The organism is Photobacterium satsumensis (genome assembly GCF_050336935.1).
Classification (GTDB): Bacteria; Pseudomonadota; Gammaproteobacteria; order Enterobacterales; family Vibrionaceae; genus Photobacterium; species Photobacterium satsumensis.
This window is the reverse complement of record NZ_JAKJSK010000006.1, coordinates 1897357-1910816: the sequence shown is the minus strand read 5'-3', so window position 1 is coordinate 1910816 and position 13460 is coordinate 1897357. Positions and strand designations below refer to the sequence as shown.

The following is a 13460-nucleotide window of genomic DNA, read 5'->3' as shown; positions in this document are numbered from 1 at the left end:
GAAATTGAGTCACTTTGTGACAGGTACCTCAGTCGTGAAATCAGAGAAATCCGGTAACAAAAAACATAATTGTTCTAATCGCAGAAGTCCGCGAGCATGGAAGACATCGAGTGAAATGTGGTTTTTGAGGAATACATGATGTTTATCGGTATCGATTTGGGTACATCGGGTGTCAAAGTTGTTTTGTTGGATGAGGGTGGGCATATCATCGGTGCCGAGACGGTGGCTTTAACCGTCTCACGCCCTACTCCTATGTGGTCGGAGCAAAGCCCTGAAGACTGGTGGTGCGCAACCAGTGAAGCGATTTCATCCTTGCGGGAAAAAGTGGACTTATCAAATGTGCGTGCTATTGGTTTGTCGGGGCAGATGCACGGAGCCACATTGGTTGATAGTCATGGAGAAGTGCTTCGTCCTGCTATCCTCTGGAATGATGGTCGTAGTGTTGCTGAATGTGCAGAGTTAGAATGTATGGTGCCTGAAAGTCGTCATATCACCGGCAATATTATGATGCCGGGATTTACCGCCCCCAAGCTGAGATGGCTACAAAAACATGAACCAGAGTGTTTTGCTAAAATCTCTAAAGTGTTATTACCTAAGGACTACTTGCGTTTTCGTTTAACCGGGGACTATGCATCTGACGTGTCAGATTCTGCTGGTACTATGTGGCTGGATGTCGGCAGACGAGATTGGAGTGATGAGCTACTGGCGGCAACAGGGCTTACTCGTCAGCAGATGCCGGAGTTGTTCGAAGGCAGTGATGTAACAGGAACGCTTTCTAAACCTCTTGCCCGTGAATGGGGATTGCCTTGTGTACCTGTTGTAGCAGGTGCGGGGGATAATGCTGCAGGTGCGATTGGCGTTGGTATCACCCAACCGGGTCAGGCAATGTTATCACTTGGAACATCCGGTGTGTATTTTGCCGTAAGTGACGGCTTTTTAGCGAATCCAGAATCTGCTTTACACAGTTTTTGTCATGCTCTGCCGGGGACCTGGCACTCCATGTCGGTGATCCTTAGCGCTGCGTCCTGCCTCTCTTGGGTCGCTGAATTAACCGGAGCGGAAAACGTACCGGCGTTGCTTGAAGAAGTGATTACTGACTCCTCTGAAGCTTCTGATATTATTTTCCTACCCTACTTATCGGGTGAACGTACGCCGCATAATGATCCTGCAGCAAAAGGCGTATTCTTTGGTATGACACACACCACAACGCGTGCCGATCTGGGTAAAGCCGTTCTTGAAGGTGTGGGTTTTGCTTTTGCTGACGGTTTAGATGCTTTGCATGCAACGAAGACTGTTCCAGATGAAATATCGCTGATTGGTGGCGGTGCGCGGAGTGCTTACTGGCGTCAGATACTTGCCGATATTTTTGGTAAAGCGTTGACCTACAGGGCCGGTGGTGATGTAGGTCCGGCTTTAGGGGCGGCCCGTCTTGCTCATCTTGGTGTGGTTGAGCAGGCGACACTATCAGAGGTCTGTCCTGTGCCTGATTTAGTTCAGGTACATCAACCGGATCCTGAAAAACACGAGAGATATAACGTTAAGCGAGAAAAATACCAAGCTCTGTATCAGAAGCTGAAAGATTTATTTTAACCAGAATGAAAAACGCCATCAGAATTCAATGATGGCGTTTTTGTATTTTATACAGCGTATTTCAGTATGCTAGTCAACAATGCACTGTTTGCCTATTTCAATGTAAAGAGAAGAACTATTGTCAACGGCGCTACATGCCAATTTGCCTCTTTAAAATATGCAAAGTGCTGGGCTTTAGTGCTTTGATTTATAAGCTTTTTTGATGCCTTAGCAAAACCATAATGGTAGCCTGCCTTCAGTTCATGGTAGGCAGCAATATGGAAACTTACAATCATATTGTTAGATAGCGACAGTCACCTAGGTTAACTTGGTAGGCTGTCGCTTGATTTTCAGGCTAGGTGTCAGGTGTATGAGTCAGTTGAGATCACTTATACAGAAACCCTGTCACAATATTTTCCAACCTTTCTTGTGTGCCGGATACGGGTTTAGGCTGAATATCGTTCGTTAAGGCGTGATCCGCAAGTGATGCCAGAGATAAGTCGCCATTGATAATGTTCTTGCCAAGCTCACTGTTCCAGCCCGCGTAACGTTTCGAAACATGCTGACCCAACACATCATTTTCAATCATTGCTGCCGCACGCTCGAGTGATAGAGCCATCACATCCATTCCCCCGATATGACCGTGAAATAGGTCTTCTAGGTCAACCGACGGTCGACGAACACGGGCATCGAAGTTGAAACCACCGGTGGTGAAGCCACCGGCTTTCAGGATTTCATACATAACCAAGCAGTTTTCTTCAACGCTGTTAGGAAACTGATCAGTATCCCAGCCCAACTGAGCATCACCACGGTTGGCATCAATTGAACCGAATAGGCCAAGTGATGTTGCTGTTGCTACTTCGTGATGGAAACTGTGGCCGGCAAGCGTTGCGTGGTTTGCTTCGATATTTACTTTGATGTCATTTTCCAAACCAAATTGTTTCAAGAAGCCATATACCGTTGCAGTATCATAATCGTACTGGTGTTTAGTAGGCTCTTGTGGCTTCGGTTCAATCAAGATAGCACCTTTGAAGCCAATCTTATGTTTGTGCTCAACTACCATTTGCATTAGGCGGCCTAGTTGGTCGCGCTCTTGGCGTAGGTCAGTATTGAGCAGTGTTTCGTAGCCTTCACGGCCACCCCATAGGACATAGTTTTCGCCACCAAGGCGCTGAGTTGCATTCATAGCATTGAAGATCTGTGTTGCCGCATAGGCAAAGACTTCTGGATTAGGGTTGGTCGCCGCACCATTCATGTAACGGGCATTTGAGAATGCGTTTGCCGTACCCCATAGTAGCTTAAGTCCTGTTTCATCTTGTTTACGCTCAAGAATATCAATCATTTGTGCAAAGTTATTAACGTACTCTTTCAGGTTGCGACCTTCAGGAGCGACGTCTGTGTCATGAAAGCAGTAGTAAGGTACGTTTAGCTTGCTAAAGAACTCAAAGGCTGCGTCTGCTTTTACTTTTGCCATTTCCATTTCGTCGCCAGCAGTTAGCCAGACGTGCTCGAAGGTACCTTCACCGAATACGTCAGAACCCGGCCAGCGGAAGTTGTGCCAATAGCAGGCGGCAAAACGTAAGTGCTCTTTCATTGTTTTGCCAAGAATAACCCGTTCTGGATCGTAATGACGAAATGCTAGAGGGTTGTTACTTGTAGTTCCTTCAAATTGAACTTTGCTCACATTTTTAAAAAATTCTGTCATCGCCATAATTCCAAATAATAGTAGTGGACTCTTTAATTTCTATATTTTTACTTTTTAACAAGATTGGCAATTATGAAATTTAACTCTCAATTTCATGGATTTTGTTATTGTGCGCTATATCTCAATTTTAGTGGTGTAAATAATTGCTCGTGGTTTTGTTTTTTCTTATAAAACATAAGTTTATATAGCTCTGGCTGGGCTGTTTATTCCACTGTAATCACAGGTAACATTATAAAAAAATCATAAGGCTGTAACGTGATATGATAATTGAAAATAATAAATTCATACTGAAAAATGAGTAGCGTAAGAATACAACTCCCCCTACAAGAGTTTTAACATCATAGGAAATTATATGTCCTTAAATAAAATAAGTTTGAAAGAAAAAATAGGGTTTGGGCTTGGAGATGGTGCCAACCTTATTGTTTTATCAACCGTTTTCTCATTCCTTACCTACTACTACAGTGATGTTGTTGGGATCAGTATGGCTGCAATTGGTACGATGTTTCTAGTCGTTCGTATTGTTGATGCCGTTACTGATCCATTAATGGGATATATATGTGATCGAACGGTGAATAAACATGGACACTATCGACCTTGGTTGGTCCGTATGGCTATTCCCTACGGCATTATGATTGTATTAGCATTTTCGGTTCCTACCAACGCGAGTGAATTTACAACCATCATGTATGCGGGGATTACTTATGCGTTACTAATGATCGTTTATACGGCAATTAATATTCCCTATTGTGCATTAGGAACTGCAATTACTAGTGATCAAAACGAACAGCTTTCCATTCAATCGATTCGATTTGTGATGTGTAGTGTTGGTGCATTAATGGTATCCACCATGCTTGTACCTATGGTTAACTGGCTGGGAGCGGATGATGAAGCTCGAGGGTTTCAGTTAGGCATGACTGTTCTGGCTGTTATCGCTGTTATTATGTTCTATATCTGTTTTAAGACGACGAAAGAACGGGTAATAATAAAAGAAGAAAAAATGCCTTTCAAAGAAGGGCTTATTGCACTACTAAAAAACGATCAATGGCGAATTATCGGTTCTATTAACTTCCTTTTCCTCGTCTCCAATGTTGCTCGTGGTTCCGTCTTTATTTTTTATGCAATTCACATCATGGAACGTCCTGACCTAGTGCCTCTACTACTGACTCTGCCAATTTTCGCTGAGATGTTGGGGAGTATGATGGCTAAGCCGCTTGGCGATCGTTTTTGTAAAGTGAAGCTCTATATTGGTTTTCAGTTTCTTCAGGCTGTATCTTGCCTGGCTATTTTCTTCATCGATCCATCATGGATTACCATTGTTGTTATCTTTGTTGTATTCCGTGCCTTCATTGCTCAGATGTCTAACCCGGTCTTGTGGACGATGTTGGCAGATGTTGTTGATTACGGCGAGTGGAAAACGGGCAAGCGTCTGCCGGGCATGACGTCTTCCGGTAATCTGTTTGGTATTAAAATGGGGATGGCGATAGGTGGTGCGGGTGCAGCCTGGCTATTGAGTGCATTCGGTTATGTGTCGGGGGGCGAAAGTCAGACTGAACAAGCCTTGATGGGCGTGATGATTGTGCTGGCGATTGTTCCAGCCCTAATTCATCTATTAATGGCATTTGTCATGAAATTCTACAAGCTTGATAAAACCTATGTCGAGCAGATTAAATCTGAACTAAATCAGAAGCAAAATAACAACAATACTGCTAACGAAGAAGTATTAGAGCCAACTCTAGCACAATCATAAATTATACAATTTAAGAGATATTTGTATGTCTATATCGATGACACCAACTTATAGATACATTGCACCTAATATCATTCATGTTAGTCGTGGAGTGCCTACTGAAAGCCTGTTCGTTAAAGAGCTAAATACTTACGAAAGTGAAGAACGGCGTATTACCGTTCAGCAGGACAACAACCAACTAACATTTTCTGTAGACGGCCAAACCCCCTTCTTAAGTGAAATTACAGAGCAAGCTCGTTCGATCGTGAGCCAGGTTTTTGTTTCTGCTGATACATCACCTTTGTTAGGTTTGGGACAACACCCGGAAGGTGTTTACAACTGGCGTAATCAGAAAGTACGAATGTGTCAGAGTAATAAGCGAATTTCTGTTCCTTTCATCATGTCAGCCGATGGGTGGGGGATCTTGTGGGATAGTTCCTCGGTTACGTATTTCGAAAGTGAGCAAGAGCGCATCTCATTTTCCGCCGATGGTGGCCAAGGGAGCAGTTATTATGTGATCTATGGTCCTGAGTGGGATCAGATTATTCATAGTTATCGCCTTTTGACTGGCGATGCTCCGTTATTTGCCCGTTCGGCATACGGTTATTGGCAGTCAAAAGAAAGATATTGTGACCGTAACGAAGTAGAAGCAGTAGCCAGTGAGTTCAGAGCACGTAAATTGCCGATCGATAATCTTGTTCAGGATTGGAAATATTGGGGAGAAAACCCGTGGTCTAGTATGCTGGTTGATGAAGCGGTTTTCCCTGACTTAGCGGGTATGATCACCGATATGGAAAACAAACAGAACATCAATCTGATGTTCTCGATCTGGCCTGTAATTGGTGATAACTGCCCGCTTTCGGATGAGCTTGATGATCACGGTCATCTGTTTGATTGCCCGCACTGGTCCAACGGTCGATTCTACGACCCGTTTAGCCAGGAAGCTCAAGATATTTACTGGAAGCACCTTAAAGCAGGTTTGGTTGACCAAGGTGCGTTCTATATGTGGACCGATGGCACCGAGCCTGAGCTGATCTCTTCTATTTGGACGGAAGAAGAGAGCTTGGAAGCGGCATATTTGCAAAAAGATACCGCTGCAGGCCCATGGCGCGAAGTTGCCAATGCGTATTCGCTGGTTCATGTGAAAGGTTTGTATGAACGCTTGCGGAAAGAGCGTAACGATAAGCGCGTCTTTATTTTGTCGCGCTCAAGTTATGCAGGTCAGCAGCATTATGGCGGTGCGGCATGGTCTGGGGATATATCGTCTTCATGGCAAGTGCTGCGTGAACAGATCCCGGCTGGCTTGAATTATTGTGCTTCAGGTTTACCATATTGGGCTACTGATATTGGGGGATTTTTCACCAGTGGCTTTGGGGCTAATTTTCCTGATGGCTGCAAAGATAATGCATACCGTGAACTTTACGTACGTTGGTTCCAATATGGCGCATTCTGTCCAATTTTCCGCTCTCACGGAACAGGCACGCCTCGTGAAGTGTGGCAGTTTGGTGAGCCGGGGGACTGGGCTTATGATACGATTGAACAGTATCTGAACTTACGCTATCGCTTATTGCCGTATATCTATTCTGAAGCATGGAATGTGACCAATAATGGCTCGACAATGATGCGTGCGCTGCCGTTCGATTTCCGTAACGATACAACTGCTCATGATATATCTGATCAGTTTATGTTTGGTCAATCATTGCTTGTTGCACCGATGACAAAACCGGTAACCCACCAACCTGTTTGTGATTGGATGCCAGTCGAAACCAAGCAAATGACCACACCGGATGGCCAACCTGGTTTACTGGTTGAGTTTTTTGACGGCACTAACTTTGAAACGTTGAAGAATTCACAAGTGCATACCCAAGTTGACTATAACTGGAGTGGTGCTGCCCCTGAAGGTGTTCGCAACGTTGACTACACGATCCGTTGGACGACTGATTTGATGGTAGATCAAGATGGCGAATACGAGATCTGTGTTCGATGCACTAATGGCACTCGCCTGTATGTTGATGGTGAAATCATCATTGACTCATGGGAAGAAGGAGCGGAATACGAGCGGATCTGCAAGCTCGATTTTACGGCCAGTATCAGCAAGCGTGTTGTACTAGAGTTCTTACATACTTCTGGTCCGTCAAAGATGTCACTGTATACACGGCCACCGAAGGGCGTTGCTTTTGGTGAAGTGCTCGCGGAACCTAAACGTGAAGTCTACTTACCAGAATCTCAAGGCTGGTGGAACTTCTGGACAGGCGAGTTCTATACTGGCTCGCAAACCATTATTGAAGACTGTCCAATCGAACATTTGCCGCTGTTTGTCAAAGCGGGAAGCATTATTCCATTCGGCCCTTATGTACAATATCACGATGAAAAGCCGCTTGATGATCTAGAGTTGCGCATTTATACCGGAGATAACGCAACATTTACGCTTTATGAAGATTCGGGTGATGGTTACCAATACGAGGATAAGGAATATACAGAGATAGTATTCTCTTGGGATGATAAAAACGGTGAATTGACGGTGAGTGATATTATCGGATCATTTAAAGGACAGCTAGAATCAAGGACCTGTAAGGTTTATCTGTCCAATTCACCTGACGGTGGGATGGATCTTGTCCGAGTTCCTGATGCCGTATTTGAATATACCGGCAAACGTCACTGTGTGAAACTATAAGAAATAAACATCACCTATAAAAGTAAATAACATTGCCTTGCACTAACGGTGCAAGGCCTATTCCAATGCGAGAATATCATGAAAATAAAATACCTTGCCATGCTAGTAGCTTGTTTTTCTGTGCCTGCTTTTGCTGAACATTCTAATGGAGAAAAACATGGAGATGATGAAAGAGATATATATACCTTAGAAAATCAGCCTTTTTCAGTGACAGATATGAAGCATGATTTAGGTTTCTTTGGTTATATTAGAGCGGGTTCAAATATTAATAATAAGGGATATACAGCGACAGAAAGTATAGCTAAAAATCAGCTTGGTCGATTGGGTAATGAACCAGATAATTATTGGGAAATAAATTTTTATGATCGTATGAGTCATAATTCAGGTGCCTGGGCTGAAGTTAATTTTATGATGGCTAACTGGGATAATGTTAATTATAATTCTACTGGAACATCGGGTAAAGACTATGGTGTTCAACAGCTATATGTTGAATTAGGTGGTCTACCAGAGTATGGCGATATGGTGTTCTGGGGAGGTAAACGTTATTTCAACAGAAGTGATGTTGGTATTACGGATTTCTTTTATATTGATTACTCCGGCTCGGGTGGTGGTGTAAAAAATGCGTTTGCCCATGGATTAGAGCTTGCTTACCTTGTGCGTGATAATGATCAATTCAATGCTGATGAAGCCAATATCACCGATGGACGTGGTAATATTCAAAACCTCTATGTTGGTTATTCCTTTGATCAATGGAAGATTGAAGCATTGGCCATGTATGCAAAAGGGAATGATAAGCTAAAGCACGACAATGGTGATTCACTGCCGTCATCGGGTATACAGCTCAATGGTGTATATAAGGCGTCTGATTTTTATGGCCTGGGTGAAGGTGTTTCGTCATACACGCTTCAAACCGGCTATGGTTTAGGGGCCGGGGCTGGTCTTGGCTTAATTCAAACTAATATGGATAATACCGACAGTGATTACTCGGTGAGATTCCTTACTCAAGGTGGAATGGAATTAAGTTCATGGTCAATTCTTCCTGCGTTCTATGTACAGCATGATGTGCGGGATAACAGCGATGATGATAAAACAACGTTATCTGCTGTTGTCAGACCTATCTATAAAGTAAACCAAAATTTCTCCATTCAAATTGAAACAGGTATTACTTACGATCATTACTCGAAAGATAAAGATTCGAAAGATCTTGATAGAAATGCCCTGGAATATAAGCTGACTGTTGCGCCTACGTTTACACTAGATGCCTTTGACTATGATGCTCGTCCGCAGATAAGAACCTTTGTTTCTGCATTCGGATGGAATGATGCTGCAAATAACCGTAAGGATGAATCACTGTATACAGGATCAAACGGAGAAGTAAGATTCGGAATTCAAGGGGAAGTATGGTTCTAGATGGCTAGATAAATTTCTCATAGCTTTGTTTTTTAAACTAGCCCATATTGGTTGGGAAATATTTAATAATCCTAGGCACCTATATTAGCCTGTTACCTTCTTTGCATTAGTAGGTTGGGGATTAATAGGTGCCATTATTTTAGAGCTAATGTAATAACGTCTATTTTCAGGTTGTTTTATGCCGAAATGAGCATGTTTCACAGCTAATATAGAGTTAGTCTCCTTCCTAACTGTTTCGAGTGTGCGCCATTCTTATGATGCAATAATATTGGATAAATCAGTTACTGTTGCCTGGTGGCGCTATGCAGAGGTTTTCTGTATAAGTGTTATTGACCTGTCTATAGCTTCATAGTTTAAAGTAACGACTTCACTGCATAGGGCTTGGCCATGTATCGGATTTCAGAATTAGCAGAGCAAGTGGGGCTATCGCGCTCGACCTTACTGTATTACGAGAAGCTGGGCTTGATAGCCGGAAAGCGGCTCGACAACGGTTACCGCAGTTATAGCGAGCGGGACCTACAGCGCCTGCGTTTATTGCAGCAGTTGCAGGCCGGCGGGCTGACCCTCAAGGAATGTCAGGCGTGCCTTGAGGCCAAGGTCGATCGTCAATTGCTGCTCAGCCGCATGCGTCAGCTAGAGGAAGAAATTGCCCAAAAGCAGCAATCCCGGGATCTGCTGGCTGCGATGCTGGGCGAGTCGGATATGACTGCATGGCATCAGTCGTTGGAGCAGACGGCCCCTGATGCACATTTGGATTGGTTAATGAAGCAGGGCTTTGATGAGAAGCAGGCCCTGAGACTGAAGTGGTTATCTAAAGATATGAATACACACGAACAATATATGGCGGACTTCAACACTATTTTTGAAAGTCTGGATCGCTGGGGGCCAGGCGCAGAATCGGATACGATTAAGGCGTTCAACTTGCTACCATCGGCGCCTCAGAAACTATTGGAGATCGGATGCGGTCAGGGCATAGCAACCACCGTGCTGGCCCGTCAGTCAGCGGCTGAGATCACCGCGATCGATAATCATGAAACCGCACTAAGCAGGTTGCAAGAGCGGGCAACTGAGGTTGGTGTCGCAGACAAGATCATTACCCAGTGTGCCAGCATGACCGATCTGCCATTCGGTGATGCGAGTTTCGATGTAGTTTGGGCTGAAGGCTGCGCTTATATCATGGGGGTCAACGCTGCCCTTAAACAGTGGCGGCGGTTATTGAAAGACGATGGCGTGCTGGTACTGAGTGATTTGGTCTGGCATCGCGAGACTCCAAGCGCGGAAAGGCAGGCGTTCTGGAGCAAGGAATACCCGGACATGACCACAGTCGATGAGCGAATCAAACAGGCGCAGGCTGCTGGTTATGAAGTGCTTAAGCATTTTACCCTGAGCGATGAAGCGTGGCAGGGGTATTTTTTGCCACTCCAACAGCGGGTAAATGAGCTGAAAGAGACCATGGCTGAGTCACAGGCGATAAAGGATATCCAAACAGAATTGGATATCTATCACCAGGGCTTCGAGCAGTTTGGTTACCAGGTGTTTATCTTGCAAAAAAGCTAGTGTAGGAAACATATCTAGCAGGATGGTTGAAGAGTAAAAATAGTAACGGCAGGTTTCGGTATACGTGAAACCTGCCGTTTTTTTATTGAATAAAGAGCTGCTTACGACAGCGTCTTCAGTGGGTTGAACTTGAACATGTTCTCAAAGGTACAGAATTCAACCGGCCCATGCTTAAGCAGGCCGAAGGTGGTTGAAAGACGCTCGGCAATGGCATCTGTTGTTGCTTTCAGTTCTTCTTTCTCATGCTCTTCCAGTTCGATCACCCGGTAGCTCAGGGTAATATGGAAGTGGTAGCTATCGAAGTCCGGCATATCAATGCCAGTCGCTTCGCGTAACTGGTTACGGCAGTTTGCAAGAGCGTCTGCCGTTGCGGTATTTGCTGGCTTGATACGTACTGCCGAGCCGCCAACCGGACAGTTGTAGACATAATCGAAAACCATTTCGAAGCCGGCATGGGTACCGAGGCTATCAATAGCGCTGGCAAAGAAATCGGTGGTTTGCTCAATAGGTGCTTCAAGCGGAAGCTTCGAGGTCCATTTTTCAGTTAATCGTACCTGATCGCAAACACCTTCGAAAATGGTCATGTGCATGGATGAAATAGGGAGATAGGCGAACTTATAACCGCACTTCATGGCTTTGAGTTGCTCTTGTGCCCAAGTTAATTCGCCAATGAGATCCAGCGTTGGGTTAACATGGCAAATAAAGGTATTGCCTGGAAAATGACGGACAGAGCCATCCTCGTGGAATTTAACTCCCACGCTCGGTGCGTATTTCATAGTTTGATGTTCCAGTGACGTTATTTATATTCCTAGCGTGCGGAATACCGGGTACATACAGGCCCCATAGGTATTCAGCGACGTCCCAACCTTAGTTGGGGATAAACGGGCTATTGGGTAATCTCGCTCAAAAGTGGCCCACTGGGTTTCCAAGTCCATCTCATCGATTAACAGTTGGCTCAAGTGGGCAGGACACTCGCCGGCAATAACCACACAATCAGGATCGAGCCAACCAACGGTCAGCATGATTAAGGGTTTTAGCTGGAGTGCCGCATGTGCAACCCAAGCTTTTACGACCGGGTTGGAGCAATCAGGGATATCGTTTGGATCTTGGATCGGGTAACCGGCATCGTTAAGCTGTTTGAGCAGGCCACGAATGGTTGGCTTTTTTTCTTCACCGATCACACTGAAGTAGGTACCGATTTCCCCCGCATTTTGGCGGCTTCCGCGGTACAGCTTACCGTTAACGATAGCGCCACCACCGACACCGTGACCGAGCTCCAGTAGCACCATATTCTTTACTTCTGGCCAGCGGCCGGAATAGTACTCACCGACAACAGCTGCGTTACAGTCATTGTCGATCCAAACCGGCCAGTCGAAGTATTTACCGAACTGATCAGCAAGCGGTTCGTTACGCCAGTGGGCGAGTGCATCGATAGTGTGCACACACTTACGATCCCCTTTAGCTGGACCCGGCATCGACACCCCAAGCCCGAGAATACGAGCATGTTGGAGCTTGTGCTTATCGACCAGATTGCGGATCTCGGTTTGGATATTGCCCAAGACCTCGTCAATCGGTGAGTCCTCTTGGTATTGAAGGCTGATCATATCGACCAACTCGCCACAGAAATTGGCGAGGCCAATATCGATACGCTGGATATGAAAAGCAATGCCAAACGAGAAGGCCGCATACGGGTTTAGTTCCAGCGGAATGATTGGCTGACCACGACCAATACGCACCCTGGCGCCTTCTTTGATCATGTTCATTGCCAATAGTTCTTTGGAAATACTGGTTACACTGCCGCTGCGCAGTCCCGTCAGCTCGACGATTTTCGCCCTGGACACAGAGCCCTGCTGGCGGCAAGTGGCCAGTAGCTTCTTCTGTCCTGGGGTAAGTTCAAGTTGAACGGGTTTGATTGGGTGCAACATACCTATGTATTTCCTTAAATGGCTTCTAAACCAGCTTCATTTACCAGACGTTTCAACATGGCAATATCATCGTGGCTCAACATGTCGATGAGGCCACTTTGTATCCAGTCGATGATTTCACTGTGAACATCGTAGCCATAATACTGATTAAACCATTGGGTGGTATCTAAATTTTTGTCTTTATTAGGTAAGTAGAGACGCGTCGATAGCCCTGCATCTTTATAGCATTGCAGGATCGCTTTGGTGGTGTAGGGATACTCCACACAGACACTGTCGGCATTCGAAGCTAAGACTGCACCGATCTGATCGGCATATTGGGCAAGGGTAACAACTTGAATTCTCAAGTCAGGAACCAGATCCTTGGCACGGTTTACTAAACTGTGGTCAAAGCCTAGCAACACGATTTGGCTAAGCCCTTGCGGATATTGATACAGTAGCTCGGCGAGTACTTTGGCAAATTGCTCATGGCGACGGCGCTGCTTTGCCTCTACGACTAAGCCGACGTTGTGGGTAATGGCCCAGCTTAGTACCTCTTCAAAGGTGCTGATACTTGTGCCTTTATAGGCATTATCAAACCACTCGCCGAAATCAAGCTGTTGCAGTTCGGCAAGGGTCATTTGCTCGACATGACCAGAACCATTCGATGTGCGATCGACACTGGGATCATGGATCACCACCAGTTTATCGTCACTGGTCATCGCGATGTCTATCTCTATACAGCTAGTACCTTTGTTTATCGCGCTCTGAAAGGCAGGCATGGTATTTTCCGGGCAAGCCAAGCAGTCACCACGATGCGGGTTGATCAGTACTTTACCCTGATGGGCTGTATGAAAGTTGAAAGCCATTACACTCAATTAAACTATCCAAAAAAGTTTAATAAAGATTACTCTCTTC

General features: G+C 45.2%; 9 protein-coding genes. 5 read left to right on the top strand and 4 right to left on the bottom strand.

The window, feature by feature from the left end; genetic code table 11:
* Positions 1 to 138: 138 nt before the first annotated feature.
* On the top strand, positions 139 to 1590 hold the full coding sequence (gene xylB / locus L4D79_RS08745; RefSeq protein ID WP_428650072.1) for a xylulokinase: 1452 nt from the start codon (positions 139 to 141) through the stop codon (positions 1588 to 1590).
* 364 nt (positions 1591 to 1954) lie between these two features.
* On the opposite strand, the gene xylA is transcribed toward xylB, so the two are convergent.
* Positions 1955 to 3274 carry a xylose isomerase gene (gene xylA, locus L4D79_RS08740; RefSeq protein ID WP_428650069.1) on the bottom strand — a complete coding sequence of 440 codons (1320 nt, stop codon included), beginning with the start codon at positions 3272 to 3274 and terminating at the stop codon, positions 1955 to 1957.
* Positions 3275 to 3626: 352 nt separating this feature from the next.
* On the opposite strand from xylA, the gene L4D79_RS08735 reads away from it, so the two are divergent.
* The 4 genes from L4D79_RS08735 (at position 3627) to L4D79_RS08720 (ending at position 10641) form a co-directional block, all read left to right on the top strand.
* Entirely contained in the window at positions 3627 to 5021 is a 1395-nt protein-coding gene (locus L4D79_RS08735; protein ID WP_428650066.1) for a glycoside-pentoside-hexuronide (GPH):cation symporter, read from the top strand.
* A 25-nt stretch (positions 5022 to 5046) separates the two neighbouring features.
* Positions 5047 to 7674 carry a TIM-barrel domain-containing protein gene (locus L4D79_RS08730; protein ID WP_428650064.1) on the top strand — a complete coding sequence of 876 codons (2628 nt, stop codon included), beginning with the start codon at positions 5047 to 5049 and terminating at the stop codon, positions 7672 to 7674.
* A gap of 78 nt (positions 7675 to 7752) precedes the next feature.
* A complete protein-coding gene (locus L4D79_RS08725) occupies positions 7753 to 9084 on the top strand; it encodes a carbohydrate porin (RefSeq protein ID WP_428650062.1) in 1332 nt (443 codons plus the stop codon).
* Positions 9085 to 9471: 387 nt separating this feature from the next.
* On the top strand, positions 9472 to 10641 hold the full coding sequence (locus tag L4D79_RS08720) for a MerR family transcriptional regulator (protein ID WP_428650060.1): 1170 nt from the start codon (positions 9472 to 9474) through the stop codon (positions 10639 to 10641).
* Between the two features lie 101 nt (positions 10642 to 10742).
* Here L4D79_RS08720 and L4D79_RS08715 read toward each other — a convergent pair whose 3' ends face one another.
* The 3 genes from L4D79_RS08715 to L4D79_RS08705 are packed head-to-tail and all read right to left on the bottom strand — an operon-like array spanning position 10743 to position 13411.
* Positions 10743 to 11417, bottom strand: a complete 675-nt coding sequence (locus L4D79_RS08715) for a DUF1868 domain-containing protein (RefSeq protein ID WP_428650057.1) — start codon at positions 11415 to 11417, stop codon at positions 10743 to 10745.
* A gap of 24 nt (positions 11418 to 11441) precedes the next feature.
* Positions 11442 to 12566 carry an ROK family transcriptional regulator gene (locus L4D79_RS08710; protein ID WP_428650054.1) on the bottom strand — a complete coding sequence of 375 codons (1125 nt, stop codon included), beginning with the start codon at positions 12564 to 12566 and terminating at the stop codon, positions 11442 to 11444.
* Positions 12567 to 12580: 14 nt separating this feature from the next.
* Positions 12581 to 13411, bottom strand: a complete 831-nt coding sequence (locus L4D79_RS08705) for a glycerophosphodiester phosphodiesterase (protein ID WP_428650052.1) — start codon at positions 13409 to 13411, stop codon at positions 12581 to 12583.
* Positions 13412 to 13460: the final 49 nt, after the last annotated feature.

Bases quoted from the DNA above. Each gene is read 5' to 3' on its own strand.
- L4D79_RS08705 (WP_428650052.1), bottom strand. From the start codon at position 13,411: ATGGCTTTCAACTTTCATACAGCCCATCAGGGTAAAGTACTGATCAAC.
- L4D79_RS08735 (WP_428650066.1), top strand. From the start codon at position 3,627: ATGTCCTTAAATAAAATAAGTTTGAAAGAAAAAATAGGGTTTGGGCTT.
- L4D79_RS08720 (WP_428650060.1), top strand. From the start codon at position 9,472: ATGTATCGGATTTCAGAATTAGCAGAGCAAGTGGGGCTATCGCGCTCG.
- L4D79_RS08710 (WP_428650054.1), bottom strand. From the start codon at position 12,566: ATGTTGCACCCAATCAAACCCGTTCAACTTGAACTTACCCCAGGACAG.
- L4D79_RS08715 (WP_428650057.1), bottom strand. From the start codon at position 11,417: ATGAAATACGCACCGAGCGTGGGAGTTAAATTCCACGAGGATGGCTCT.
- L4D79_RS08730 (WP_428650064.1), top strand. From the start codon at position 5,047: ATGTCTATATCGATGACACCAACTTATAGATACATTGCACCTAATATC.
- L4D79_RS08725 (WP_428650062.1), top strand. From the start codon at position 7,753: ATGAAAATAAAATACCTTGCCATGCTAGTAGCTTGTTTTTCTGTGCCT.
- xylA (WP_428650069.1), bottom strand. From the start codon at position 3,274: ATGACAGAATTTTTTAAAAATGTGAGCAAAGTTCAATTTGAAGGAACT.
- xylB (WP_428650072.1), top strand. From the start codon at position 139: ATGTTTATCGGTATCGATTTGGGTACATCGGGTGTCAAAGTTGTTTTG.